The 25802-nt window shown below is 68.0% G+C and carries 25 protein-coding genes; 19 read left to right on the forward strand and 6 right to left on the reverse strand.

All coding sequences use genetic code 11. The features are described 5' to 3' along the window. Positions 1-53: 53 nt before the first annotated feature. Positions 54-269, reverse strand: coding sequence for a hypothetical protein (locus tag HUK68_RS02260; RefSeq protein ID WP_175502747.1), 216 nt, complete (start codon positions 267-269; stop codon positions 54-56). 8 nt (positions 270-277) lie between these two features. Between HUK68_RS02260 and mraZ the strand changes: the two genes are divergently transcribed. The 19 genes from mraZ to HUK68_RS02355 all read left to right on the forward strand — a co-directional run bounded on the left by mraZ (position 278) and on the right by HUK68_RS02355 (position 20504). After that, a complete protein-coding gene (gene mraZ, locus HUK68_RS02265; protein WP_175502748.1) occupies positions 278-706 on the forward strand; it encodes a division/cell wall cluster transcriptional repressor MraZ in 429 nt (142 codons plus the stop codon). 14 nt (positions 707-720) lie between these two features. After that, positions 721-1650 carry a 16S rRNA (cytosine(1402)-N(4))-methyltransferase RsmH gene (gene rsmH / locus HUK68_RS02270; protein ID WP_175502749.1) on the forward strand — a complete coding sequence of 310 codons (930 nt, stop codon included), beginning with the start codon at positions 721-723 and terminating at the stop codon, positions 1648-1650. A 67-nt stretch (positions 1651-1717) separates the two neighbouring features. After that, entirely contained in the window at positions 1718-2002 is a 285-nt protein-coding gene (ftsL, locus tag HUK68_RS02275) for a cell division protein FtsL (protein WP_175502750.1), read from the forward strand. After that, positions 1999-3744 carry a peptidoglycan D,D-transpeptidase FtsI family protein gene (locus HUK68_RS02280; RefSeq protein ID WP_175502751.1) on the forward strand — a complete coding sequence of 582 codons (1746 nt, stop codon included), beginning with the start codon at positions 1999-2001 and terminating at the stop codon, positions 3742-3744. Before ftsL ends, HUK68_RS02280 begins: the two co-directional genes overlap by 4 nt. Beyond that, complete coding sequence (locus HUK68_RS02285) at positions 3741-5240, forward strand: UDP-N-acetylmuramoyl-L-alanyl-D-glutamate--2,6-diaminopimelate ligase (RefSeq protein ID WP_175502752.1); 1500 nt, start codon at positions 3741-3743, stop codon at positions 5238-5240. The genes HUK68_RS02280 and HUK68_RS02285 overlap by 4 nt, the downstream gene beginning before the upstream one ends. Further along, on the forward strand, positions 5237-6649 hold the full coding sequence (locus tag HUK68_RS02290) for a UDP-N-acetylmuramoyl-tripeptide--D-alanyl-D-alanine ligase (protein ID WP_175502753.1): 1413 nt from the start codon (positions 5237-5239) through the stop codon (positions 6647-6649). Before HUK68_RS02285 ends, HUK68_RS02290 begins: the two co-directional genes overlap by 4 nt. Beyond that, positions 6640-7818, forward strand: coding sequence for a phospho-N-acetylmuramoyl-pentapeptide-transferase (gene mraY, locus HUK68_RS02295; RefSeq protein ID WP_175502754.1), 1179 nt, complete (start codon positions 6640-6642; stop codon positions 7816-7818). The genes HUK68_RS02290 and mraY overlap by 10 nt, the downstream gene beginning before the upstream one ends. Then, the gene (gene murD / locus HUK68_RS02300; protein ID WP_175502755.1) at positions 7815-9704 is read left to right on the forward strand and encodes a UDP-N-acetylmuramoyl-L-alanine--D-glutamate ligase; all 1890 of its coding nucleotides are present in this window, start codon (positions 7815-7817) and stop codon (positions 9702-9704) included. The genes mraY and murD overlap by 4 nt, the downstream gene beginning before the upstream one ends. A 23-nt stretch (positions 9705-9727) precedes the next feature. Continuing rightward, positions 9728-10963: a putative lipid II flippase FtsW gene (ftsW, locus tag HUK68_RS02305; protein WP_175505706.1), complete on the forward strand. Its 1236-nt coding sequence runs from the start codon at positions 9728-9730 to the stop codon at positions 10961-10963. Next, the gene (gene murG, locus HUK68_RS02310; RefSeq protein ID WP_175502756.1) at positions 10960-12021 is read left to right on the forward strand and encodes an undecaprenyldiphospho-muramoylpentapeptide beta-N-acetylglucosaminyltransferase; all 1062 of its coding nucleotides are present in this window, start codon (positions 10960-10962) and stop codon (positions 12019-12021) included. Before ftsW ends, murG begins: the two co-directional genes overlap by 4 nt. Then, complete coding sequence (gene murC, locus HUK68_RS02315; RefSeq protein WP_175502757.1) at positions 12018-13451, forward strand: UDP-N-acetylmuramate--L-alanine ligase; 1434 nt, start codon at positions 12018-12020, stop codon at positions 13449-13451. Before murG ends, murC begins: the two co-directional genes overlap by 4 nt. Continuing rightward, the gene (locus HUK68_RS02320; protein ID WP_175502758.1) at positions 13448-14431 is read left to right on the forward strand and encodes a D-alanine--D-alanine ligase; all 984 of its coding nucleotides are present in this window, start codon (positions 13448-13450) and stop codon (positions 14429-14431) included. The genes murC and HUK68_RS02320 overlap by 4 nt, the downstream gene beginning before the upstream one ends. Next, positions 14428-15252 (forward strand): cell division protein FtsQ/DivIB, encoded by an 825-nt coding sequence (locus tag HUK68_RS02325; protein WP_175502759.1) that lies wholly within the window; start codon positions 14428-14430, stop codon positions 15250-15252. The genes HUK68_RS02320 and HUK68_RS02325 overlap by 4 nt, the downstream gene beginning before the upstream one ends. A gap of 54 nt (positions 15253-15306) precedes the next feature. Continuing rightward, complete coding sequence (ftsA, locus tag HUK68_RS02330) at positions 15307-16536, forward strand: cell division protein FtsA (protein WP_175502760.1); 1230 nt, start codon at positions 15307-15309, stop codon at positions 16534-16536. 123 nt (positions 16537-16659) lie between these two features. Next, positions 16660-17889, forward strand: a complete 1230-nt coding sequence (gene ftsZ / locus HUK68_RS02335; RefSeq protein ID WP_175502761.1) for a cell division protein FtsZ — start codon at positions 16660-16662, stop codon at positions 17887-17889. Positions 17890-18315: 426 nt separating this feature from the next. After that, positions 18316-19239, forward strand: coding sequence for a UDP-3-O-acyl-N-acetylglucosamine deacetylase (gene lpxC, locus HUK68_RS02340; RefSeq protein WP_175502762.1), 924 nt, complete (start codon positions 18316-18318; stop codon positions 19237-19239). Between the two features lie 10 nt (positions 19240-19249). Continuing rightward, the gene (locus HUK68_RS02345; protein ID WP_175502763.1) at positions 19250-19426 is read left to right on the forward strand and encodes a hypothetical protein; all 177 of its coding nucleotides are present in this window, start codon (positions 19250-19252) and stop codon (positions 19424-19426) included. A 242-nt stretch (positions 19427-19668) separates the two neighbouring features. Then, complete coding sequence (locus HUK68_RS02350) at positions 19669-20049, forward strand: RcnB family protein (protein WP_175502764.1); 381 nt, start codon at positions 19669-19671, stop codon at positions 20047-20049. Between the two features lie 44 nt (positions 20050-20093). Then, positions 20094-20504: an RcnB family protein gene (locus tag HUK68_RS02355; RefSeq protein ID WP_175502765.1), complete on the forward strand. Its 411-nt coding sequence runs from the start codon at positions 20094-20096 to the stop codon at positions 20502-20504. A gap of 168 nt (positions 20505-20672) precedes the next feature. Here HUK68_RS02355 and ruvC read toward each other — a convergent pair whose 3' ends face one another. The 5 genes from ruvC to HUK68_RS02380 are packed head-to-tail and all read right to left on the reverse strand — an operon-like array spanning position 20673 to position 25762. After that, positions 20673-21221 carry a crossover junction endodeoxyribonuclease RuvC gene (gene ruvC, locus HUK68_RS02360; RefSeq protein ID WP_175502766.1) on the reverse strand — a complete coding sequence of 183 codons (549 nt, stop codon included), beginning with the start codon at positions 21219-21221 and terminating at the stop codon, positions 20673-20675. A 10-nt stretch (positions 21222-21231) separates the two neighbouring features. After that, positions 21232-21945, reverse strand: a complete 714-nt coding sequence (gene mtgA / locus HUK68_RS02365) for a monofunctional biosynthetic peptidoglycan transglycosylase (protein ID WP_175505707.1) — start codon at positions 21943-21945, stop codon at positions 21232-21234. A 2-nt stretch (positions 21946-21947) separates the two neighbouring features. Further along, on the reverse strand, positions 21948-22787 hold the full coding sequence (aroE, locus tag HUK68_RS02370; protein ID WP_175502767.1) for a shikimate dehydrogenase: 840 nt from the start codon (positions 22785-22787) through the stop codon (positions 21948-21950). Positions 22788-22823: 36 nt separating this feature from the next. Continuing rightward, positions 22824-23684, reverse strand: coding sequence for an energy transducer TonB (locus tag HUK68_RS02375; RefSeq protein ID WP_175502768.1), 861 nt, complete (start codon positions 23682-23684; stop codon positions 22824-22826). Beyond that, positions 23681-25762 carry a ribonuclease catalytic domain-containing protein gene (locus HUK68_RS02380; protein WP_175502769.1) on the reverse strand — a complete coding sequence of 694 codons (2082 nt, stop codon included), beginning with the start codon at positions 25760-25762 and terminating at the stop codon, positions 23681-23683. Before HUK68_RS02380 ends, HUK68_RS02375 begins: the two co-directional genes overlap by 4 nt. Between the last annotated feature and the right edge of the window lie 40 nt (positions 25763-25802).

The following is a 25802-nucleotide window of genomic DNA, read 5'->3' on the forward strand; positions in this document are numbered from 1 at the left end:
ATACGTTTGACCGCACTGCAGGTTTCGCCTGCAGCCTGCGGCCGGCTTAGAGTTCACATGCATTGAATTGAGTAAGTGCTTATGGGGCAACGGGTTTTTCCTAAAACACCGATTCGCCATTGATCTAAGTCGTTGATTTCATTGCAAATAATTGTCACACCCCCTGAGGCTTCGCAGCGTTTTGCTGCTACAGTGGAAAAAAGTGCAATTAAGTGGTGAAACCTGCCATTGCCGCCGCAGTTGGCGGTGAAGCGCAGGCGCCAGTCCAAGGGCAATCATGTTTCAAGGGGCTTCTTCGCTCAGTCTCGATGCGAAGGGTCGGCTTTCCGTGCCGACCCGGCATCGTGACGCCTTGAATGAAATGGCTGCGGGGCAGGTCACTCTCACCAAGCATCCCCATGGCTGCCTGATGCTTTTCCCGCGCCCCGAGTGGCTGCTGTTTCGCGACCGGATCGCGCAGCTGCCGATGTCGGCGCAATGGTGGAAGCGCATCTTCCTGGGCAATGCCATGGACGTGGAGATGGACGGCACCGGCCGCGTACTGGTCTCGCCCGAGCTGCGCCAGGCCGTGGGCCTGAGCCGCGATGCCGTGCTGCTGGGAATGGGCAACCACTTCGAGCTTTGGGACAAAGCCACTTATGACGCCCAGGAGGCTCAGGCCATGCAGGCCCAGATGCCCGACGTTTTCCAGGATTTTGCTTTCTAAAAAAGGGCGTGCGATTGAACCAGCCCCTCCAACACATTACGGTACTGCTTGATGAAGCGGTGGATGCACTGCTGGGCGCTGCCGGCGCGTCTCCCGCGGGCGAATGGGTCGACGGCACCTTTGGCCGCGGCGGCCATTCGCGGCGCATTCTCGAGCGCCTCGGGCCGCAGGGGCGGCTCAGGGCCTTCGACAAGGACCCTGAAGCCATCCAGGAAGCCGCGCGCATCACCGATGCGCGTTTTTCCATTCAGCACGAGGGCTTCAGCCACCTTGCCGATCTGCCCGATGCCAGCGTGCAGGGCGTGCTGATGGACCTGGGCGTGAGCTCGCCCCAGATCGATACTCCAGAGCGCGGCTTCAGTTTCCGTTTCGACGCGCCGCTCGACATGCGCATGGACACCACGCGTGGCCAGAGCGTGGCCGAATGGCTCGCAGATGCGGAAATGCAGCAGATTGCAGAGGTGATACGTGACTATGGCGAAGAACGGTTTGCTGGGCCTATTGCAAAGGCGATTGTTGCGCGGCGCCAGGACAAAGGCCCTCTCGCAACCACCGGCGAGCTTGCCGAGCTCGTGGCTGGCGCCGTCCGCACGCGTGAAGCGGGGCAGAACCCCGCAACCCGCACCTTTCAGGCTCTTCGGATTTTCATCAATGCCGAACTGCAGGAACTCGAACAGGCGCTAGAAGCCAGCCTGCGCGTGCTGGCGCCCGGCGGGCGGCTGGTGGTGATCAGCTTCCATTCGCTCGAAGACCGCATCGTCAAGCAATTCATTGCCAAGCATTCCAAGGAAGTCTTCGACCGCCGCGCGCCGTTCGCGCCGCCGACGCCGATGCGTCTTGAGGCGCTCGACCGCATCAAGCCCAGCGCGGCCGAAGTCGAGGCCAACCCGCGCTCGCGCTCTGCCGTGATGCGCGTGGCGCAACGCACGGAGGTGCCTGCGTGAGCATGCCACCGCGCTCCAGCCATGGCGGCCGGCCGGCCGTGCCGGCGCTCGCACAGAAAGGCCGGCCATGCTGCGCCTGAATCTGATGCTGCTGCTGGCGCTGATGGCCAGCGCGATCTTCCTGGTGCACTCGCAGTACGAGTCGCGCCGGCTGTTCACCGAGCTGGACCGCGCGGTCAGCGAGTCGCGCCGGCTTGCCACCGAAAACCAGCGCCTCGAAGTCGAAAAGCGCGCCCAGGCCACGCCGCTGCGCGTCGAAGGCCTGGCGCGCGACCAGCTCAAGATGCATTCCGCCACGCCCGCCATCACCCAGTATGTGCAGGACAACGGCCGCCTGGAGACCGCGCCATGACGCGCAGCGTGCTCTATACCTCGAGCCCCTTGCTGGCCAGCAAGACGCCGCTGTGGCGCAGCAAGATGATTGTTGCCATGCTGGCGCTGGGTTTCGTCGGTCTGGGGGCGCGTGCCGCCTATGTGCAGGTGTTCGGCAACGATTTCTTCCAGCGCCAGGGCGAGGTGCGGTTCGCGCGCACGCTGGAGCTGCCCGCGAACCGCGGCCGCATTCTCGACCGCAATGGCCTGATTTTGGCCTCGAGCGTGCCCGCGGCCAGCATCTGGGCGATTCCCGAGGACGTCGACAAGGACGACCCCGAAGTCGCCGCCAAGCTGCGCAAGCTCGCGCCGCTGCTGGAGATGACGCCGGCCGCGCTGGACGCCAAGCTGGCCGACGAGGACAAGACCTTCGTCTGGATCAAGCGCCAGCTCGACTGGGACGTGGGCGAGCAGATCAAGGCGCTGGGCATCAAGGGCATCTACCAGCGCAAGGAATACAAGCGCCAGTACCCCGAGGGCGAGCCCTCGGCCCACGTCGTCGGCTTCACCAACGTCGAGGACCACGGCCAGGAAGGCATGGAGCTGGCCTTCAACAAGGAGCTGGCCGGCAAGGCCGGCTCGCGCCGCGTGATCAAGGACCGCATGGGCCGGGTCGTCGAAGGCGTGGGCGAAGAGGTGCCGCCCATGGACGGCCAGGACATCCAGCTGTCGATCGACAGCAAGATCCAGTACTTTGCCTTCCAGAAGCTGCGCGATCAGGTCGAGAAGTTCAAGGCCAAGGCCGGCAGCGTGGTGGTGATGGACGCCCGCACCGGCGAGCTGCTGGCGCTGGCCAACTACCCGAGCTACGTGCCCGACAAGCGCAAGAACCTGACCGGCGAGCAGCTGCGCAACCGCGCCATCACCGACGTGTTCGAGCCCGGCTCGACCATGAAGCCGATCACCGTCGGCATTGCGCTCGAGACCGGCAAGTTCAAGCCCGAGACGCCCGTGGACACCACGCCCGGACGCATCAATGTGACCGGTTCGACGATTTCCGACACGCACAACTACGGCCTGCTCACGGTGGCCGGCGTGATCCAGAAGTCCTCCAACGTCGGCACGACCAAGATCTCGCAGAGCCTCACCGCGCAGCAGATGTGGGAAGGTTTCTCGGCCGTGGGCTTCGGCCAGAAGCCGCAGATTGCCTTCCCCGGCGCGGCCAGCGGCCGCCTGCGCCCGTACAAGACCTGGCGTCCCGTCGAGCAGGCCACGATGTCCTATGGCTACGGCCTGTCGGCCAGCCTGTTGCAGATGACGCGCTCGTACACCGTGTTCGCCAATGACGGCCGGGTGATTCCCGCGACCATGCTCAAGCGCGACGAGCCGCCGGTGGGCGTGCCGATCTTCTCCGAGCGCACCGCCAACCAGGTGCGCCAGATGCTGGCGCTCGCGGCCGGCCCGGGCGGCACCGGCCAGAAGGCCCAGACCGTGGGCTACTCGGTCGGCGGCAAGTCGGGCACGGCGCGCAAGCAGGTCGGCAAGAACTATGCCGCGGGCAAGTACCGCGCCTGGTTCACGGGCCTGGCGCCCGTCGACAAGCCGCGCGTGATCGTCGCCGTGATGGTCGACGAGCCCAGCGCCGGCAGCTTCTATGGCGGCACGGTGGCCGCGCCGGTATTCAGTGAGGTCGTGCAGCAGTCGCTGCGGCTGATGGGCGTGCAGCCCGACATGGCCGTGGTGCCGCAGATCGTCGCCAATCCGGTGGAGGAGTCGCTATGAGCCTGGTGCAACTGACTTCGGTGCCGGACGCGGTGCGCTGGCTGCGCGGCCGGATCACGGGCCGGCTGCAGACCGACAGCCGCCTGGTCGCTGCTGGCGACGCCTTCATCGCCTGGCCCGGCGCGGCCACCGACGGCCGCGCGCATGTGGCGGCGGCGCTGGCCCGCGGCGCTGCGGCCTGCCTGGTCGAAGCCCAGGGCGTCGAGGCCTTTGATTTTTCCGACGCGCGCATCGCCGCGCTGCCCGGCCTCAAGGCCGCGAGCGGCGAGATTGCCGCGCTCTGGTACGACCATCCCAGCGAGCAGTTGCGCGTGCTGGCCGTGACCGGCACCAACGGCAAGACCACCACCGCCTGGTGGCTTGCGCATGCGCTGGCCCAGCACGCCATCGACGGCCGCCACGGCTGCGCCATGATCGGCACGCTGGGCGTGGGCGTGCCGCCGCGGCTCGAAGACACGGGCATGACCACCCCTGATCCGGTGCGCCTGCAGCGCGTGCTGCGCGAGTACCTCGATGCGGGCGTGGCCGCCTGCGCGATGGAGGCCTCCTCGATCGGCCTGGCCGAGCACCGCCTCGCGGGCCTGCGCATCCGCGTGGCGATCTTCACCAATTTCACCCAGGACCACCTCGACTACCACCACAGCATGGAGGCCTACTGGCAGGCCAAGAAGGCGTTGTTCGACTGGCCCGGCCTGCAGGCGGCGGTGGTCAACGTCGACGATGCGCATGGCGCGCGCCTGTGGGCCAGCCTGCAGTCGCGCGATCTCGATGTCTGGAGCGTCTCCACGCTGGGGCCGGCGCGGCTGCAGGCCAAGGACATCAGCCTGGGGCCCGAGGGCCTGCAGTTCACCGTGATCGAGGATGCGCACAGCCATGTGCTGAAGACGCGCCTGGTCGGACAGTACAACGTCGCCAACCTGCTGGGCGTGCTGGCCGCGCTGCGCGCGCTGGGCCTGAGCCTGGACCAGGCCGTGGCCGCCTGCGATCAGCTCGAACCCGTGCCCGGGCGCATGCAGCAGATCGCGCTGGCCAGCCAGCCGCTGGTGGCTGTGGACTATGCGCACACGCCCGATGCGCTGGAGCAGGCGCTCAAGGCGCTGCGGCCCGCGGCGCGCCAGCGCGGCGGCCGGCTGTGGTGCGTGTTCGGCTGCGGCGGCAACCGCGATGCGAGCAAGCGCCCGCTGATGGGCGAGATGGCGCAGCGCCATGCCGACAGCGTGGTCGTGACCAGCGACAATCCGCGCGGCGAAGACCCCGACGCGATCATCGCGCAGATCCTGGGCGGCATGGCGCCGTCGGAGCATCTGCGCTCGGAAGCCGACCGCGCCCTGGCCATCGGCCAGGCGCTGGCCGCGGCAGGTCCCAAGGACGTGGTGCTGATTGCCGGCAAGGGACACGAGGATTACCAGGAGATCGCGGGCCAGCGGCGCGCGTTCTCCGACATGGCCGAGGCGCGCAAGGCGCTGGCGGCGCGAGAAGGAATGAAACGGTCATGATGACCCTGAACCAGGCGCTGGCACTGATCCAGACGCAGATCCCCACGGCCCGCCTTGCCGGCGATGGCCAGACCCCGCTTGCGCGCGTGCATACCGACACGCGCAGCCTGCAGCCGGGCGACCTGTTTGTCGCGCTCCAGGGCGAGCGCTTCGATGCGAATGATTTCCTGGCCCAGGCGCAGGCCGGCGGCGCGGCCGCGGCCCTGGCCCACCCGGGCCGGCTGGCCGGTGGCGGCCTGCCCGGCATCGAGGTCGATGACACGCTGGCGGCGCTGGGCGCGCTGGCCCGCGCCTGGCGCGCGCAGTTCGCGCTGCCGTTGATCGCGGTCACGGGCAGCAATGGCAAGACCACGGTCACGCAGATGGTCGCGTCCATCCTGGCGGCGCAGGCCGGCGCGCAGGCGCTGGCCACGCGCGGCAATCTCAATAACGAGATCGGCGTGCCGCTGACGCTGCTGCGGCTGACAGCGCAACACCGCCTGGCCGTCGTCGAGCTGGGCATGAACCACCCGGGCGAAATCGCCCGGCTGGCGCGCATGGCGCAGCCCACGGTGGCGCTGGTCAACAACGCGCAGCGCGAGCACCTGGAATTCATGCACACCGTGCAGGCCGTGGCCGAGGAAAACGGCGCGGTGCTGGCGGCCCTGCCGGCCGATGGCGTGGCGGTGTTCCCGGCGGGCGAGGAATATTCGCCGGTCTGGCAACGGCTGGCCGGGCAGCGCCAATGCCTGCGGTTCGGCGATGCTGCGGCAGGTGCCCAGGTGCATGCGCTGCAGGCCGAGTGGCAGCAGGGCGCCTGGCAGGTACGCGTTGCCACGCCCGCGGGCGAATTCGATGCGCGCTTGCAGATTGCGGGCCGCCACAACGTGCGCAATGCGCTGGCCGCCGCGGCCTGCGCGCTGGCCGCGGGCGTGCCGCTGGCGGCAATTGCCGCGGGCCTGAGCAGCTTTGTGCCTGTGACCGGCCGCTCGCGCGCGCTGAGCGTGCGCATCGGCGGGCGCGCCATCACCGTCATCGACGACAGCTACAACGCCAACCCCGACTCGATGCGGGCCGCGATCGACGTGCTGGCCGAGCTGCCCGCGCCGCGCTGGCTGGTGATGGGCGACATGGGCGAGGTCGGCGACCAGGGCCCGCAGTTCCATGCCGAAGCCGGCGCCTATGCGCGTGAAAAAGGCATCGAGCGGCTGCTGGCGCTTGGGGAGCAAGGCACGCATGCGGCCGCCGCCGCCGGCGAGACGGCACAGCATTTCAAAGACATGGCGGCGCTGCTGGCAGCGCTGCGCGAAGGGCTGCCCATGGTGGGCAGCGTGTTGATCAAGGGATCTCGGTTCATGAAGATGGAACAGGTGGTGCAGGCCATTTCGGCGTGCGCGGACAGTGCAGCAGCGGAGGCCGCATGCTGCTGATGCTTTTTCAATGGTTGCAGGGCTTGTCGCCGGAATTCGGTTTTCTGCGCGTATTCCAGTATCTGACGCTGCGCGCCGTGATGGCCGCGCTCACGGCGCTGGTCATCGGCCTGGTGGCCGGGCCGCGCGTGATCCGTCTGCTCACCTCGCTGAAGATCGGCCAGCCGGTGCGCGGCTACGGCATGGAAACCCATCTGGCCAAGAGCGGCACGCCCACCATGGGCGGCGTGCTGATCCTGCTGTCGATCGCGATCTCCACGCTGCTGTGGTTCGAACTGTCGAACCGCTTCGTCTGGATCGTGCTGCTGGTGACGCTGGGCTTCGGCGCCATCGGCTGGGTCGATGACTGGCGCAAGGTCGTCAACAAGGACCCCGAGGGCATGCGCTCGGGCGAGAAGTATTTCTGGCAGTCGGTCATCGGCCTGCTGGCCGCGCTGTACCTGGTGTTCAGCATCTCGGAGAACAGCAACATGCAGGTGTTCGAACTGTTCATCCGCTGGGTGCAGTCGGGCTTTGCCATGGACCTGCCGCCCAAGGCCGGCCTGCTGGTGCCATTCTTCAAGGAAGTCAGCTACCCGCTGGGCGTGCTGGGCTTCGTGATCATGACCTATCTGGTCATCGTCGGCGCGAGCAATGCCGTCAACCTGACCGACGGCCTCGACGGCCTGGCCATCATGCCGGTGATCATGGTCGGCTCGGCGCTGGGCATCTTTGCCTATGTCACGGGCAGCGTCAGCTTCGCCAAGTACCTGCTGTTCCCGCACATCGCGGGTTCGGGCGAGCTGCTGGTGTTCTGCGCGGCCATGGCCGGCGCGGGCCTGGCCTTCCTGTGGTTCAACGCGCACCCGGCCCAGGTGTTCATGGGCGACGTCGGCGCGCTGGCGCTGGGCGGCGCGCTTGGCACCATCGCGGTGATCGTGCGCCAGGAAATCGTGCTGGCCATCATGGGCGGCATCTTCGTCGCCGAAGCGGTGTCGGTGATGCTGCAGGTGGTCTGGTTCAAGTACACCAAGAAACGCTATGGCGAAGGCCGGCGCCTGCTGAAGATGGCGCCGCTGCACCACCATTTCGAGAAGAGCGGCTGGAAGGAGACGCAGGTCGTCACGCGTTTCTGGATCATCACCATGCTGCTGTGCCTGATCGGCCTGTCCACGCTGAAACTGCGATGAATACGCCCGACACCCCCTCAACCGCCGTCGACGGCCTGCTGCCGGACGAAGCCGCGCCCCTGTGCGCCGTGGACCAGGCCGAGCCTGCGCCCGGCTTGGACGCGGCTGCGCCCGTCTTGAATGACGCGGCGCACGATGCCCCGGCTGGCGAAGCGCCGGCCGAGACGGCCGTGCCCGCCGCCGCGCCCGTGCCGCCATTGAGCAGCCTGCGTGCGGCGCAGGACGCCGAAGCCTTTGTCGCGCAGATCTTCGCGCAGGTGGCCGCGCCCGCCGGCGAGCCCGAGGCCGAGGTGGCGCCGCAAGCCCAGGCCGAAGCCGCGCCCGAATTGCCGCCCGTGCCCGCGGGCTGGCCGCAGGCAGCCGATGCGCAGGAACTGCCATTGGCCGGCCAGCAACTGCTGGTGCTGGGCCTGGGCGCCTCGGGCCTGGCGATGGCGCGCTGGTGCGCGCGCCTCGGGGCGCAGGTCACGGTGGCCGATACGCGCCAGGCGCCGCCGCAGCTGGCGGTGCTGCAGCAGGAGCTGCCGCAGGTGCGCTTCGTGGCAGGCGCGTTCGATGCCGCGCTGCTCGACGGCCAGAATTTCACGACCGTCTACCGTTCGCCCGGCCTGAGCCCGGCGCAGCTCGCGCCCGTGCTCGAAGCCGCGCGGGTGCAGGCCCTGGGCCTGAGCGGCGAACTCGATCTGTTCGCGCTGGCGCTGCAGGCGCTGGCCCGCGGCCATGGCTACCAGCCCGCGGTGCTGGCGATCACCGGCACCAACGGCAAGACCACGGTCACCTCGCTCACGGGACAGCTGCTGGCGCATGCGGGCATGAGCGTGGCCGTGGCCGGCAACATCGGCCCGACGCTGCTGGACACCTTGTCCGGCCATATCGATGCCGGCACGCTGCCGCAGGCCTGGGTGCTGGAGCTGTCGAGCTTCCAGCTCGAGGCCGCCACGGGCTTTTCGCCCACGGCCGCGGCGGTGCTCAATATCAGCCAGGACCATCTGGACTGGCACGGCAGCCTCGACGCCTATGCCGCGGCCAAGGCGCGCATTTTCGGCGACGGCCTGATGGTGCTCAACCGCGAAGACCCGGCCGTGATGCAGATGCTGCCCGCGCCCACGCGCGTCAAGCTGCAGCGCCCGCAGGAGCGCCAGCATGTCACCTTTGGCGGCGACATGCCGCGCCGCCCGGGCGACTTCGGCATCGAGGTCGTGGCTGGCATGGCCTGGCTGGTGCGCGCGCTCGAAGCCGATGAAACCGGCAAGCGCGCACGCGCGCCGCAGGACGATCTGCACATCCAGCGGCTGATGCCCGCCGATGCGCTGCGCATCCGCGGCCGGCACAACGCGATCAATGCGCTGTCGGCGCTGGCGCTGGCCTCGGCCGCGGGCTGCGCGCTCGCGCCCATGCTGTACGGCCTGCGCGAATACCGCGGCGAGCCGCACCGCGTCGAGCCCGTGGGCGTGGTCGGCGACGTCGAATTCTTCGACGACAGCAAGGGCACCAATGTCGGCGCCACCGTGGCCGCGCTCACCGGCCTGGGTGCCGACCGCCGGCTGGTGGTGATCATGGGCGGCGAAGGCAAGGGGCAGGATTTCTCGCCGCTGGCCGCGCCGGTCGCGCGCTATGCGCGTGCCGTGGTGCTGATCGGGCGCGATGCGCCGCGCATCCGCGCCGCGCTCGAAGGCCAGGGCGTGCCGCTGCACGCTGCGGCGACGATGCCCGATGCCGTGGCCATGGCCCACGCCCAGGCGCGGCCCGGCGAGGCGGTGCTGATGTCGCCGGCGTGTGCGAGCTTCGACATGTTCAAGGATTACGAAGACCGCGCGCGCCAGTTCGTGCAGGCGGTGCAGGACCTGGCGCATGACGCCGGCCATGACCTGGAGGGCGGGTTGTGAGCGCCGCTTCCATCTCCCAGCGCATGGCCGCCTGGTTTGGCGGCCTGTCGGAAAAGGCCGTCGATGTGCTGCCGGTGCGCGTCGGCGGGCCGCAGTACCGCCGACCCACCGTGACGCCGGCCAGCGTGCTGGGCCTCGACCAGGCGCTGATCTGGATGGTGATCGGGCTGCTGGCCTGGAGCATCGTGATGGTCTATTCGGCCTCGATCGCGATGCCCGACAACCCGCGCTTCGGCAAGATCGCGCCGACCCACTTCCTGCTGCGCCACAGCATGTCGATCGGCATGGCCTTCGTCGGCGCGCTGCTGGCCTTCCAGGTGTCGATGGCGACCTGGGAGCGCATCGCGCGCAAGCTGTTCCTGGTCTCGCTGGTGCTGCTGGTCGCGGTGCTGATTCCGCATGTCGGCACCGTGGTCAACGGCGCGCGCCGCTGGCTGTCGCTGGGCATCATGAACTTCCAGCCGTCGGAGCTCGCCAAGTTCGCGGTATTGATCTATGCGGCCGACTACATGGTGCGCAAGATGGCGGTGAAGGAGCGGTTCTTCCGCGCCGTGCTGCCCATGGGCGCGGCGGTGGTGGTGGTCGGCGTGCTGCTGCTGGCCGAACCCGACATGGGCGCGTTCATGGTGATCGTGGTGATCGCCATGGGCATCCTGTTCCTCGGCGGCGTGAACGCGCGCATGTTCTTCCTGATCGCGTTCCTGGTGGTGCTGGCGTTCGTGATCATGATCGGCTTCTCCGAATGGCGGCGCGAGCGGATCTTCGCCTATCTCAATCCCTGGGACGAGAAGCACGCGCTGGGCAAGGGCTACCAGCTGTCGCATGCGCTCATTGCCATCGGCCGCGGCGAGATCTTCGGCGTCGGCCTGGGGCGCAGCGTCGAGAAGCTGCACTGGCTGCCCGAGGCGCATACCGACTTCCTGCTGGCCGTCATCGGCGAGGAATTCGGCCTGATGGGCGTGCTGATCCTGATCATCATGTTCCTCTGGATCACGCGCCGCATCATGCACATCGGCCGCCGCGCGGTGGCGCTCGACCGCGTGTTCTCCGGGCTGGTGGCGCAGGGCGTCGCGGTGTGGGTCGGCTTCCAGGCCTTCATCAACATGGGGGTGAACCTGGGCGCACTGCCGACCAAGGGGCTGACGCTGCCGTTCATGAGCTTTGGCGGGTCGGCGATATTGATGAATCTGGTGGCGCTGGCCGTGGTGTTGCGCGTGGATTACGAGAACAAGGAACTCATGCGCGGAGGACATCCATGAGCAAGACCGCATTGATCATGGCCGGCGGCACCGGCGGCCACATCTTCCCGGGCCTGGCCGTGGCGCACGCGCTGCGCGAGCGCGGCTGGCAGGTGCACTGGCTGGGCGCGCCCGGCAGCATGGAGTCGCGGCTGGTGCCGCCCCAGGGCTTCACGCTCGAGACGATCGACTTTTCCGGCGTGCGCGGCAAGGGGCTGGTGACGCTGGCGCTGCTGCCGCTGCGCCTGCTCAAGGCCTTCTGGCAGGCGCTGGCCGTGGTACGCCGCGTCAAGCCCGACGTGGTCGTGGGCCTGGGCGGCTACATCAGCTTTCCTGGCGGCATGATGGCCGTGCTGGCCGGCAAGCCGCTGGTGCTGCATGAGCAGAATTCGGTGGCCGGCATGGCCAACCGGGTGCTGGCCAGCGTCGCCGACCGCGTGTTCACCGCGTTTCCCCAGGTCTTCAAGAAGGGCCAATGGGTCGGCAATCCGCTGCGCCCGGCATTCACGCAGCAGCCGGCGCCGGCCGAGCGCTTCGCGGGCCGCAGCGGCCCGCTGCGCCTGCTGGTGGTGGGCGGCAGCCTGGGTGCGCGCGCGCTCAATGAAACCGTGCCCCAGGCGCTGGCCTTGATGCCCGCCGATCAGCGTCCGCAGGTGCTGCACCAGAGCGGCGCCCAGCAGATCGAGGCGCTGCGCGCGAACTACGCGGCGGCGGGCGTCGAAGCCACGCTCACGCCCTTCATCGACGACACCGCCCAGGCCTTTGCCGATGCCGATGTGATCGTCTGCCGCGCGGGCGCCAGCACCGTGACCGAGATCGCCGCCGTGGGCGCGGCCGCGGTTTACGTACCTTTCCCTTCGGCCGTGGACGACCACCAGACGCGCAACGCGCGTTTCATAGTTGACGCCGGCGGGGGCTGGTTGCTGCCGCAGCGTGAAATGAACGCCGAAATGTTGTCCAATATGCTATTAAATATGCAGCGTTCCACGCTTTTGGAGCGCGCGGAACGAGCGAAGAAGATGCAAAAGACAGAGGCGACCACGGCCGTGGTGCGCGCGTGCGAGGAACTGGCGGCATGAAACACGCCATCCACCACATCCATTTTGTCGGCCTGGGCGGCGCCGGCATGAGCGGCATCGCCGAAGTGCTGAACCATCTGGGCTACCGGATCTCGGGTTCCGACCTGGTCGACAGCCCCAGCCTGCAGCGCCTCAAGAGCCTGGGCATCACCACCTGCGTCGGCCATGCGGCCAAGCATATCGAAGGCGCGGACGTCGTCGTGACCTCGACGGCCGTGACGGCCGACAACCCCGAAGTGCTGGCCGCGCGCGCGAACAAGATTCCCGTCGTGCCGCGCGCGCTGATGCTGGCCGAGCTGATGCGCTTCAAGCACGGCATTGCGATTGCCGGCGCGCATGGCAAGACCACGACCACCAGCCTGGTGACCTGCGTGCTGGCCGAAGCCGGGCTCGACCCGACCTTCGTCATCGGCGGCAAGCTCAACAGCGTGGGCGCGAACGCGCAGCTGGGGCAGGGCGACTACATCGTCGTCGAGGCCGACGAGTCGGATGCCTCGTTCCTGAACCTGCTGCCCTGCATGGCCGTGGTGACGAACATCGATGCCGACCACATGGAAACCTACGGCCATGACTTCGGCAGGCTCAAGAGCGCGTTTGTCGAATTCCTGCACCGCATGCCCTTCTATGGCCGCGCCATCCTGTGCACGGACAGCCCGGCGATCCGCGACATCCTGCCGACGGTGGCGCGGCCCGTGACCACCTACGGCTTCAGCGAAGACGCCCAGGTGCGCGCCGTCAACGTGCAGGCGCGCGGCGCCGAGATGCATTTCACCGTGCGCCGCGAGGCGCAGCCGGGCAATGGCGGCTACCCCGACCTGGACGTCGTGCTGAGCCTGCCGGGCCGGCACAACGTGCTCAACGCGCTGGCCGCAGTGGCCATTGCCATGGAGCTCGAGATCGACGACGCCGCGCTGCTGCGCGCGCTGCAGAACTTCAAGGGCGTGGGCCGGCGCTTCCAGAGCTATGGCGTGCTGCCCTGTGCGGGCGGCGAATTCAGCGTCATCGACGACTACGGCCACCACCCGGTGGAGATGGCGGCGACGCTGGCCGCGGCGCGTGGCGCGTTTCCGGGCCAGCGCCTGGTGCTGGCCTTCCAGCCGCACCGCTACAGCCGCACGCGCGACTGCTTCGAGGATTTCGTCAAGGTCATCGGCGAAGCCGATCTGGTGCTGCTGACCGAGGTCTATGCCGCGGGCGAGACGCCCATCGTCGCCGCCGACGGCCGCTCGCTGGCGCGCGCGCTGCGCGTGGCGGGACGTGTGGAGCCGGTATTTGTGCAGGAGGTTGCCGATCTGCCGCGTGCCATCGCCGACAATGCGCGGCCCGGCGATGTCGTGCTGTGCATGGGCGCGGGCTCGATTGGCGCGGTGCCGGGCAGGCTGGTGCAGATGCTGGCGCAGCAGCCCAGCGAAGAGAAGGTCGGGATATGAGCGGATTGGATGCGAAGGCGCATATGGATATCGATGTGAAGGCATTCGGCAAGGTCGCCGTGCTGATGGGGGGGCGCTCGTCCGAGCGCGAGGTGTCGCTGATGTCGGGCCAGGGCGTGCTGGACGCGCTGCGCGCGCGCGGCGTCGATGCGCATGCGTTCGACCCGGCCGAGCGCGAGCTGTCGGCGCTCAAGGCCGAAGGCTTTGCGCGCTGCTTCATCGCGCTGCATGGCCGCTATGGCGAGGACGGCACGGTGCAGGGCGCGCTCGAACTGCTGGACATTCCGTATACCGGCCCGGGTGTCATGGCATCGAGCATTGCCATGGACAAGATCATGACCAAGCGCATCTGGCGCTTCGAAGGCCTGCCCACGCCCGACTGGCGCCTGGTGGCCAGCGCCGACGAAACCCGCGCCGCGCTCGCCGCGCTGGGCGCGCCGATGATCGTCAAGCCGGCGCGCGAAGGCTCGACCATCGGCCTGACCAAGGTCGTGGACGCCGAGCAATGCGCGCAGGCCTATGCGCTGGCGTCGCAGTACGACCCCGAGGTGCTGTGCGAGCAGTTCATCGACGGCGATGAAACCACCTGCCCGGTGCTCGAGAGCGCTGGCCGCGCCAACGCACTGCCGGTGATCCGCATCGTCGCGCCCGAAGGCAACTACGACTACCAGAACAAGTACTTCACCGACACCACGCAGTACCACTGCCCGAGCGGCTTGCCGCAGTCGGAGGAGCAGGACATCCAGCGCATCGTCGAGAAGGCCTTCCGCACGCTGGGCTGCCGCGGCTGGGCGCGCGCCGACATCATGGTCCGCGCCAGCGACCGCAAGCCCTTCCTGCTGGAAATCAACACCTCGCCCGGCATGACCAGCCATTCGCTGGTGCCGATGGCGGCACGCGCTTCGGGCATCAGCTACGAAGACCTGTGCCTGCGCATCCTGGCCAATGCCGCGCTCGATGGAGGCACAGGCCGGCCATGAAGCGCACGCTGCCCGCACCGCTTGACGTCAAGCTCATGAACGTGACCGCCTCGGTCCTGTTCGTGGGCTGCGCTGCGCTGGTGCTGGCGGCGGCCAGCTGGTGGGTGGTGCGCCACCCGGCTTTTTCGATCAGCCGCATCATTGTCGAGGGCGAGATGGTGCACAACAACGCGTTCACGCTGCGCGCCAACGTCGCGCCCAGCCTCACCGGCAATTTCTTCACCATCGACCTGCGCGCGGCCCGCGAGGCCTTCGAGGAAGTGCCCTGGGTGCGCGAAGCCCAGGTGAAGCGCGAGTACCCGAACAGCCTGCGCGTCGAGCTGCACGAGCATGTCGCCGAAGCCTTCTGGGGCCCGGACACGGGCGCGGAGATGGTCAACAGCTTCGGCGAGGTCTTCGAGGCCAATATCGGCGAGGTCGAGCGCGACGGCATTCCGCGGCTGCAGGGCCCGGCGGGCACCTCGCAGCAGGTGCTGCAGGTCTACCGCATGCTGGCGCCGGCGCTGGCGCCGCTGGCGCTGGAGATCGACGAACTCACGCTCAGCGAGCGCGGCAGCTGGCGGGCGAAGCTGGCCAACGGCGCGCAGATGGAACTTGGCGGCGGCACGGTGGAGCAGGTGTTGCAGCGCGTGCAGCGTTTCGTGCGCACGCTGGCCACCGTCACCGCGCAATACCAACGCAAGGCCGATGCACTGGAATCGGCCGATCTGCGCTATGAGGATGGCTATGCGCTGCGGCTGCATGGCGTGAGCACAGTACAGGGCAAGATGCCGCCCCCGCGTCCCCAACCCCAGCCCAAGCCGGCTGCGGCGCGGCGCTGAAAGGTCGGCATATGCAACAGAACAAGATGGGACCAACCGAGGGCGGACTCTGATATGGCAAGAGAATACAAAGATGTGGTTGTCGGCCTGGACATTGGCACCGCCAAGGTCATGGCCGTGGTGGCCGAAGTGCTGCCCAATGGCGAGCTCAAGCTGGCGGGCCTGGGCGTGGCCCCGGGCAACGGGCTCAAGCGCGGCGTGGTGGTGAACATCGACGCCACGGTGCAGAGCATCCAGCTCGCGCTCAAGGAGGCCGAACTGATGGCCGACTGCAAGATCCAGCGCGTATGCACCGGCATCACCGGCAGCCATATCCGCGGGCTCAATTCCAGCGGCATGGTGGCCGTGAAGGACAAGGAAGTCACGCCCACCGACGTCGCGCGCGTGGTCGAGACCGCCAAGGCGATCAACATCTCCTCCGACCAGCGGCTGCTGCTGGTCGAGCCGCAGGAGTTCGTGATCGACGGCCAGGACGTGAAGGAGCCGATCGGCATGAGCGGCATCCGCCTCGAGGCCAAGATCCACATCGTCACGGGCGCGCAGAGCGCGGCCGAGAACATCATCAAGTGCGTGCGCCGCTGCGGCCTCGAAGTCGAGCAGCTGCTGCTCAACCCGCTGGCCTCGAGCCAGGCGGTGCTCACCGATGACGAGCGCGAACTGGGCGTGGCCGTGGTCGACATCGGCGCCGGCACGACCGACGTCGCGATCTTCACCGGCGGCGCGATCCGCCACACCGCCGTGATCCCGATCGCGGGCGACCTGATCACCAGCGACATCGCGATGGCGCTGCGCACGCCGACCAAGGACGCCGAGGACATCAAGGTCGAGAGCGGCTATGCCAAGCAGCTGCTGGCCGACCCCGACAGCCAGGTCGAGGTGCCCGGCCTGGGCGACCGCAGCCCGCGCATGATCAGCAAGCAGGCGCTGGCCGGCGTGATCGAGCCGCGCGTCGAGGAGATCTTTTCGCTGGTGCAGCAGGTGATCCGCGAGTCGGGCTACGAGGAAGTGCTGTCGTCGGGCATCGTGATCACGGGCGGCAGCTCGGTCATGCCGGGCATGGTCGAACTGGCCGAGGACATCTTCCTCAAACCCGTGCGCCGCGGCATTCCCAAGTATTCCAGCGCTTTGGCTGACATGGTGGCCCAGCCGCGCTCGGCTACAGTCATGGGTTTGCTTGACGAAGCGCGCCTGGCGCGCCTGCGCGGTTTCAAGGTGGCACAAAAGAGTGGCTCGATGAAGACCGCTTTTGGCCGTTTCAAAGACTTCATTGTGGGAAACTTCTAGCCATGAGCGCCGCCCGTCTGCGCATCACCGGCCCGCCCACGGATGTCCGAATACGCGTGTTTGCAGAATTTTCCCTTTTATCGGCCGTGACCCCCTAATTTCCAGAGTTTCAGGAGCAGCAACATGACCATCGAAATGATCGAAGCCGAAGAGTTCAACCAGGGCACACAGATCAAGGTGATCGGTGTGGGCGGCGGCGGCAGCAATGCCGTCGAGCACATGATTGCCCGCAATGTCCAAGGCGTGGAGTTCGTCTGCGCCAACACCGATGCCCAGGCGCTGATCCGCAGCGCCGCGCACCGCACCATCCAGCTCGGCCAGAGCGGCCTGGGCGCGGGCAGCAAGCCCGAGAAGGGCCGCGAAGCCGCCGAAGCCGCCGTCGAAGACATTCGCTCGGCGATCGACGGCGCGCACATGCTGTTCATCACTGCCGGCATGGGCGGCGGCACCGGCACCGGCGCCGCCCCCGTGATCGCGCGCGTGGCCAAGGAGATGGGCATTCTCACGGTGGGCGTGGTGACCAAGCCTTTCGACTGGGAGGGCGGCCGCCGCATGACCAACGCCGACAACGGCCTCAACGAGCTCGAAGCCAATGTCGACTCGCTGATCGTGGTGCTCAACGAGAAGCTGCTCGACGTGCTGGGCGACGACATCACCCAGGACGAAGCGTTTGCGCACGCCAACGACGTGCTGAAGAACGCCGTCGGCGGTATCGCTGAAATCATCAACGAGTACGGCCAGGTCAACGTCGACTTCGAAGACGTGCGCACCGTGATGGGCGAGCCCGGCAAGGCCATGATGGGCACGGCCACGGCCGCGGGCCCCGACCGTGCGCGCATTGCCGCGGAGCAAGCCATTGCCTGCCCGCTGCTCGAAGGCATCGACCTGTCGGGCGCCAAGGGCGTGCTGGTGCTGGTCACGGCGTCGAAGGGCAGCCTCAAGCTGTCGGAGTCGCGCCTGGCCATGAACACCATCAATGCCTACGCTTCGCCCGACGCGCACGTGATCTTCGGCGCCGCCTACGACGACAGCCTGGGCGACGAAATCCGCGTCACCGTGGTCGCCACGGGCCTGGCCCGCCAGAACGCACGCCGCCAGAACATGGCCGTGCTGCAAGGCGGCCTGCGCACCGGCACCGACAACCTGAGCTACCAGCTGCCCACTGGCCAGATGGGCAGCGCACTCGCGGGCAACGGCGGCTCGGGCACCGACTTCGGCAACATGGGCAACATGTCCGTGCCCAGCGTCTGGCGCACCAACCGTACCCAGGCCGCGGCGCGCGTCGATGCGCTGTCGTCGGGCGGCATGGAAGACCTGGAAATCCCGGCCTTCCTGCGCAAGCAAGCGGATTAACCCCCTGAGCCGCTTACGCGGCTTCCCCTTCTCATCCTTCGGTGGAAGGGGGCGGCCCGCGCAGGGACGGCAGCCTCGCTGCGGGGGCCCGCCCAGGGGCGGCCCTTGCTCGCTGCCCCCATGCCAGGCCGCGCCAGTTTCTACGCTGCGCGCGATGTGAGCCCCCGTTCGCCCTGAGCCTGTCGAAGGGCCCCCGAGCACCCTGAGCCTGTCGAAGGGCCTGAGCCAGTCTAGGCGACCCCGTCTAGGCGACCCCGTCTAGGCCACCCCGTCGAAGGATGGACGGCCAGTCCTCCCGCAGCCACTGCTGTTCATAACGCAGGCTCTACGTCAATGGTTTGGCACACCGCGGAATTGATCGCGGCAATAGCCAATACTGCGTCCATGCGCTGGCCGGGACAAGGCTGGACAAATTAAAATACCCGCATGTTGAAGCAACGCACCCTCAAGACATTGACCCGTGCCGTGGGCGTGGGCCTGCACAGCGGCCAGCGCGTGGAGCTGACGCTGCGTCCGGCGCCGGTCGACACGGGCATTGTGTTCCGGCGCGTTGACCTGCCCGAACCCGTCGATATCCCGATCTCGGCCTATGCGATCACCGACACGCGCATGGCCTCGACCATTGGCGTCGGCGGCGCCAAGGTGCATACCATCGAGCATCTGATGTCGGCCATCGCCGGCCTCGGGCTCGACAACCTGTATATCGACATCACCGCCGAAGAGGTGCCCATCCTCGACGGCTCCTCGTCGTCTTTCGTGTTCCTGCTGCAGAGCGCGGGCATCGAACTGCAGAACGCACCCAAGCGCTTCATCCGCGTCAAGCGTCCGGTCGAGGTGCGCGAGGGCGAAGGCAAGAATCTCAAGTGGGCGCGCTTCGATCCCTACCATGGCTTCAAGCTGCGCTTCGAGATCGACTTTGCCCATCCCGCGGTCGATTCCACGGGCCAGTGCGTCGAGTTCGACCTGGGCGAAGGCAACTACGTGCGCGACATCGCGCGTGCGCGCACCTTCGGCTTCACCAAGGATGTCGAGATGCTGCGCACCAGCGGCCTGGCGCTGGGCGGCGGCCTGGACAATGCCATCGTCATGGACGACTACAAGGTACTCAACAGCGACGGCCTGCGCTACGACGACGAGTTTGCCAAGCACAAGATTCTCGATGCCATTGGCGACCTGTTCGTCATCGGCAAGCCCTTGCTTGCCGCCTACAGCGCCTTCCGCTCGGGCCATGGCATGAACAACCAGCTGCTGCGCGCGCTGCTGGAGCAGCCCGATGCCTGGGAGATCGTGACCTTCGAGAACGAGCGCCAGGCACCCAAGGGCTTTGCCCAGACGGTGCACGCCTGGTGAGCACGCTGGCATGCTGATCTTCCGCGCCCTGGTGGGCTTCCTGTTGGTCGCTTCGTTGCTGTGCTTCGCGTTCTATCTCGGCACCGGCCAGCCCGGCTACAAGCGCTGGGGCTTGCTGATCCTCAAATGGATGGTCATTGCCGCACTGGCGTTCTTTGCCGTCCTGCTGTTGGGACGGATCGCCTGATTGCCGCCGTCGGGCAGCGTCGATACGTTTCCATTTGGATACATTTGCGCGCCATTATGTGTGTCGATTCGCTGCTCCTGTGAAGGAGCGCAAGCCTTGCGCAAAACTTGTGTAAAGCGGTCGTCTCCGACCTGCAAACCGCTCGTGGATGGGTCATCATGCAGTCGAACCAACCACTGCAAGGGGATGACATGACACTTCAAAAATCAATCCAAACCGGCATCTGGGCGGTAGCAGCAGGCATGGCACTGACGGCTTTCGCGCCGCTGGCTTCGGCCCAGCCCCGGCCCGCCGATTCCTACCGCGACGGCCCGGGTGCGCACCAGCCTGCCCCGCCGCCGCCGCACCAGCCAGCGGCCCGCCCCGGCAAGGGCCCGCAGCACCCGCCAGGCCCGCCCGCGCACGCCCAGGGCCATGGCCCGCGCGGCGCCGGCCCCGACCACAACCTGTACCGTGGTGGCAAGCTGCCCCCGCATTACCGTACCAAGCACTATGTGGTCGATGACTGGCGCGGCCACCACCTGCAGCGCCCGGGACGCGGCCAGCAGTGGGTGCAGGTCGGTTCCGACTACCTGCTGGTAGCCGTCGCCACCGGCCTGATTGCCCAGGTCATCACGCATTGATCACGCGCTGCCGCAAGGCAGCGCCTCTCCTGAAAGGAAACACCATGACCCGCTGGACCACCTCCGCAGTTGCCACCGCTGTCGCACTGACACTGGGCCTGAGCGCTACGCTGGCCCAAGCCCAGCCCGACCATCGCCGCGGCCCTCCCGGCCATTCGCAAGGCCATGGCCACGACAGGCACGGCAAGTACGACAAGCACGACCGCAAAATGCACCGCCCGGGCCCGCCGCCGCATGCGCATGGCGGCCGCCACGGCGCCGGCCCGAACCACAACTGGGTGCGCGGCTCGCGTGTTCCCGTGCAGTACCGCACCCGCCACTATGTGGTCAACGACTGGCGCGGCCACCACCTGTCGGCACCTCCGCGGGGCTACCAATGGGTGCAGAACGGCGGCGACTACCTGCTGGTGGCGATTGCCACGGGCGTGATCGCGCAGTTGATCCTGAGCCGCTGATCACTGGGCCTGGACCGGCCTTTGGAAACCCGTCCCGCCTTGCGTGGGGCGGGTTTTTGCATTGTCGCGCAATGGCCGCGGCGGCTGGTTCGACCGTTCGCCCTGAGCGCATCGAAGGGTGGACCGCCTGCCTCGAGATCGTCGATGGATCGTGCAGAATGCGCGCCCTCAGTACGACCGTCCCGCCTTGTACATCGCATGCTGGCGGCGCTGCAGCGGCGCGACCTCGGCAATGCGCGCCATGGCCGCGCCCACATGCGCGTGCGTGATGGCGATGCCCAGCGCATCGGCCGCATCGGGGCCAGGCAGGCCCGGCAGCTGCAGCATGCGCTGCACCATGGCCTGGATCTGGTCCTTGCCCGCGCGGCCGTGGCCGGCCACGGCCTTCTTCATCTGCAAGGCCGTGTATTCGGCCACGGGCAGCAGGCTGGTGACGAGCGCCGCCAGCGCCGCGCCGCGGGCCTGGCCCAGCAGCAGCGTGGATTGGGGGTTGGTGTTGACGAAGACGATTTCCACCGCCGAGCTGTCGGGCTGGTAGCGCTGCGCGACTTCGGTGATGCCGTCGAACAGCAGCTTGAGCCGGCCGGGCAGGTCGCCGCGGTCGAGCGCCGTCGTGCGGATGGTGCCGCTGGCCACATAGCTCAGGCGGTGGCCGTCCACGTCGACGACGCCAAAGCCCGTGGTCTGCAGGCCGGGGTCAATGCCAAGAATGCGCATGCAAGAGTTCTTAGGGTAATGTGGTTTGGCCCATGCGGCGCATGATCAGGCGCGCGCGCTGGGCCAGGTAACGCGATTCGGGCTGCAGCGCAAAGCGCTTGGGCTTGGGCAGCATGACGGCCAGGCGCGCGGCTTCGGCGGGGCTCAGGCGCGCGGCGGGCTTGCCGAAATAGTAGCCGGCCGCGGCCTCGGCGCCAAAGACGCCCGGGCCCCACTCGACATGGTTGAGGTAGATCTCGAGGATGCGCTGCTTGGTGAGAAACAGCTCCAGCAGCTTCGCCAGCACCAGCTCCTGGCCCTTGCGCGTGAACTGGCGCTCGCCCGACAGCAGCAGGTTCTTGGCGAGCTGCTGGGTGATGGTCGAGCCGCCATAGATTCTTGCGGGCGCGCGACCCGCTGCCTGGGCGCGCGCCTCGGCGCGCTGGTTGCGCTCCCAGGCCTTCTCGATCGCATCCCACTCGACACCGCCATGGTCGACGAAGCCGTCGTCCTCGGCGGCCACCACGGCGCGCTTGAGATGGTCGGAGATCTGCGCGTACGGCACCCACTGGTGGCGCCACTGGCGCAGCTTGCCTTCCCCCAGCAGCTGCCAGGCTTCGGAGCGCTGGACCGTGGTCGACGCCGGGTCGAGCACCGCCATGGCCGCGATGCGGCCGACGAAGAACAGCTCCAGCAGCAGCGCGCCGCACAGCAGCAATGCCAGCCAGCGCCAGACCGGATGCATGCTCATGCCGCGAGCAGCGTGCGCAGCTCGGCCAGCACCGGTGCGCCCTCGGGGCGCACGCCGCGCCACAGCGCAAATGCTTCGGCCGCCTGCTCGACCAGCATGCCCAGGCCGTCGCGCCCGCGCGCGCCATGGGCTGCGGCCCAGTCGAGAAAACCCTGGGCCGCGGGGCCGTACATCATGTCGTAGGCCAGACAGCCCGAGCGCAGCACGCTCGCCGGCACGGGCACTTCGGCGCCGCCCAGGCTGCTGGCCGAGGCATTTATCACCAGGTCGAAATCGCCCGCGACATCGAGGCCCTGGGCCTGCAGCGCGACGCCATGGCGCGCGGCGAGCGGCGCATGGCGCGCCACCAGTGCCCGGGCCTTGTCCACGGTGCGGTTGACGACCACGATGCGCCGCGGCTGTTGCGCAAGAAGCGGGCCGAGCGCGCCCGCCGATGCGCCGCCCGCGCCGATCAGCAGCAGGTCGCTTCCCGCAATGGCGACGCCGGCGTTGCGCGTGATGTCGGCCACCAGGCCCAGGCCGTCGGTGTTGTCGGCCGCGATGCGGCCTTCGGCCAGCACCAGCGTGTTGGCCGCGCCCGCGAGCTGTACGCGCTCGCTGCATTGGTCGGCCAGTTCGGCCGCCTGCAGCTTGAAGGGCACGGTGACATTGCAGCCGCGCCCGCCGGCCGCGGCAAATGCGCGCACCGCGGCGGGAAAGCCGTCCAGCGCCACGAGTTCACGGGTGTAGTGCAGGGACTGCGCGGTCAGTTCGGCAAAGCGGGCGTGGATCCAGGGCGAGCGGCTGTGCTCGACCGGGTGGCCCATGACGCAGTAGAGATCGGCGGTGGATGGCATGTCGGTTGGGAAAAAAACAGTGGCGCAATGCCGGGATCAGCGCACGTCGGTCTCGAGCGTCTGCTCGCGCGTGAACTTGAAGCGCGAGACCACGGCGATCTGGTCGGCCTTGGCGCGCATGGCGGGGCCGAAGTGGCCAAACGGGCCCGCGGCGCGCGCAATGGCCGCGGCGCGGCTGTCCAGCAGTGCGTTGCCCGAACCCTGCACGACCTCGGTGCCCAGTACCTGGCCGTCGTGGTTGACGGTGACGATCATGGTCAGCTCGCCATACAGCTTGCGCCCCGCCTGCTCGGGAAAGTTCTGCGTGCCCTTGTCCTCGACCTTGCGGCGCAGCGCGTCGTAGTAGACCGCATAGACCTCTTCGCGCGTGGCCGGGCTGATATAGCGCTTCTTGGGCCGCGCATTCTCCTCGTTGATGCGCTTTTCGATCTCGGCCAGCAGCTTGACCAGTTGCAGCCGGCGCTCCTGCTCGTTGATCTGCTGCGGCGTGGGCGCGGTCTCGCGCGGATCGAGCGGCGCCATGCTGGCCACGCGCTGGCGCAGTTGCGTCAGCATCACGGCCTGCTGCTGCTGCATTTCATCGAGCTTGCGCTGGGCTTCCTCGAAGTCGTCGCCGATCGCAGTCAGCGCGGAGTAGGGCAGCGGGCTGGTCGCGCGGCCCGCGGCCGCGTCGCCGCCGCCCGCCAGCGCGGCCTGGGCAATGGCCTGGGCCTTGTCGGGGCGCTCCTGCGATTTGGCGTTGACCAGGATGACTTCGAGCGGTGTGTCCTGGAACACCCGGTTGAAAGCCTGCGGCTGGACGAAACGCACCGTGAGCACCGCCGCATGCAGCGCCAGCGACAGACCGAGCGCGATCTGCAAGGTAGTCAGGGAGCGGAGCGCGGCGGGGAGTTTCACGGTGCGGGTGGCGTGGTGGTGTCGGTCTCGTTCATGTCGACGGCAATGGCGATCGGGCCGGCAACGGCGTCGTCCTCATCCTCCGCGACCTCCTCCTCGGCGCCGGCTCCCGCGGCCCCGGCCGAGGCTTCAGGGCTGTCGAGGCGTTCGATCAGCGTGCCGTTGACGTCCAGCGTGATCTCGTCGATCTCGCCCAGGCGCACCTTGATGCGCGCGCCGCGCGGCAGGCCCTGCGCGCCCAGCACCGGCAGCACCAGCGGCAGGGTTTCGGCGCGCACCAGGAAGCTGCCGCCCGGGCCTTCCTTGATGACGCTGGCCTCGATCTCGGTGATGGCGTTCTGCTGCAGGTACTTGAGCGTCCAGAAGCGCTCCATGCCGGCCTGGTAGCCGTTGTAGGCGCTGTAGGCGGTGTCGAAGCTGCTGATGATGGCAAACAGGTCGGCGTCCTTGGGCTTGAACGGCGCGGCCAGCGCCGCGGTCTTGCCGTGGCGCACGCAGGCGATGATCTGCCACTGGTTGACCAGGTCGACATAGCGGCGCAGCGGCGAGGTCGCCCAGGCATAGCTCTTGACGCCGATGCCGGCGTGCGGCAGCGCCTTGGTGCCCATGCGCACCTTGACGCCGGGCGCCAGGCTGGCCTGGCTGCGGTAGATGCCGGGCACGCCGTGCTCGGCCAGCAGGTTGCCCCAGGTGCTGTTGGCGACGATCGCGGCCTCGGCGACGATCAGGTCCAGCGGCGCGCCGCGCTTGCGCGTGGTGATCTGCACCTGCTCGTGGCCCGTGGGTTCGCCGCCGGCGCTGTTGGCCAGGCGGAAGTTGTAGTCCGGGCGGTTGAAGGTTTCGGGCTTGCCGCGCACCACTTCGCGCTGCGCCTTGAGGTGCTTTGCCAGGCGGTGCAGGAAGCTGAACTCGCTGCGCTTTTCCTGCAGCGCGGCGGGCGTGCCTTCGACTTCGAGCGCGGGATCTGCCAGCCATTCCTCGGTCACGATGTGGTCGAGCCTGTCGTGGCGGAAGTTGATCTGCACCGGCACGCGCTCCAGGCGCGTCTCGCTGGCGATGAATTCCAGCGTCTCTTCATTGATCTGCACGTACAGCGAGACGGCGGGATTGGCGCGGCCTTCGTCGAGCGTGTAGACCTGCACCACCTCGTCGGGCAGCATGGTGATCTTGTAGCCCGGCATGTAGACCGTCGACAGGCGGTTGCGGCCCAGCTGGTCGAGCGGCGTGCCGGGCACGATGGCCAGGCCCGGCGCGGCAATGTGCACGCCCAGCGTCACGACGCCCGTGCCCAGGCCCTGCACCGACAGCGCATCGTCGATTTCGGTGGTCTGCGAATCGTCGATCGAGTAGGCCTGGACATTGGCCAGCGGCAACTCCTGCGGCGGCTGCGGCGCGGCCAGCGCGGGAAAGCCCGTGCCCTTGGGGAAGTTGTCGAACAGAAAGCGCTTCCAGTGGAACTCGTAGGCCGAGTCGATGGCGCCGGCGCGCTGCAGCAGGTCGAGCGGCGCAAGGTGCGTGGCGCGGCTGGCCTCGACCACGGCCTTGTATTCGGGCGCGTTCTTGTCGGGGCGGAACAGGATCTTGTAGAGCTGCTCGCGCACCGGCGCCGGGCATTCGCCGCGGCCCAGCTGCGCGGCCCATTCGTCGATCTGCGCCAGCACCAGCTTCTTCTTTTCGATCGCTGCGAGTGCCTGCTGCAGGATCTCGGCCGAGGCCTTGCGGAAACGGCCCTTGCCGGCGCGGCGGAAGTAGTGCGGCGCGTCGTACAGGGCCAGCAGCGTGCCGGCTTGCTGGGCCAGCGTGGCGTTTTCCGAGAAATAGTCGCGTGCGAGTTCGGCAAAGCCGAATTCTTCCTCGGGCGCGAATTCCCAGGCCAGGTCCAGCTCGATGCCTTCGGCCTGGGCCTGCGCCTGGGCCATGAATTCGGCCGGCGCCGGCTTCTCGAACTTGATCAGGATGTGGGCAGTCTTGACCTTGACCCGCTTGCCGGTATCGAGTTCGATCTGGGCGGAGCTGTCGGTTTCGGACAGGATGCGGCCGGCGAGGAATTTGCCGGCTTCTTCAAACAATGCGTGCATCGTGCAATTGTCCCATGAGGCGCGGGGTGGCTGCTGCGCA

This window comes from Comamonas antarctica (assembly GCF_013363755.1).
Lineage (GTDB): Bacteria > Pseudomonadota > Gammaproteobacteria > Burkholderiales > Burkholderiaceae_C > Comamonas > Comamonas antarctica.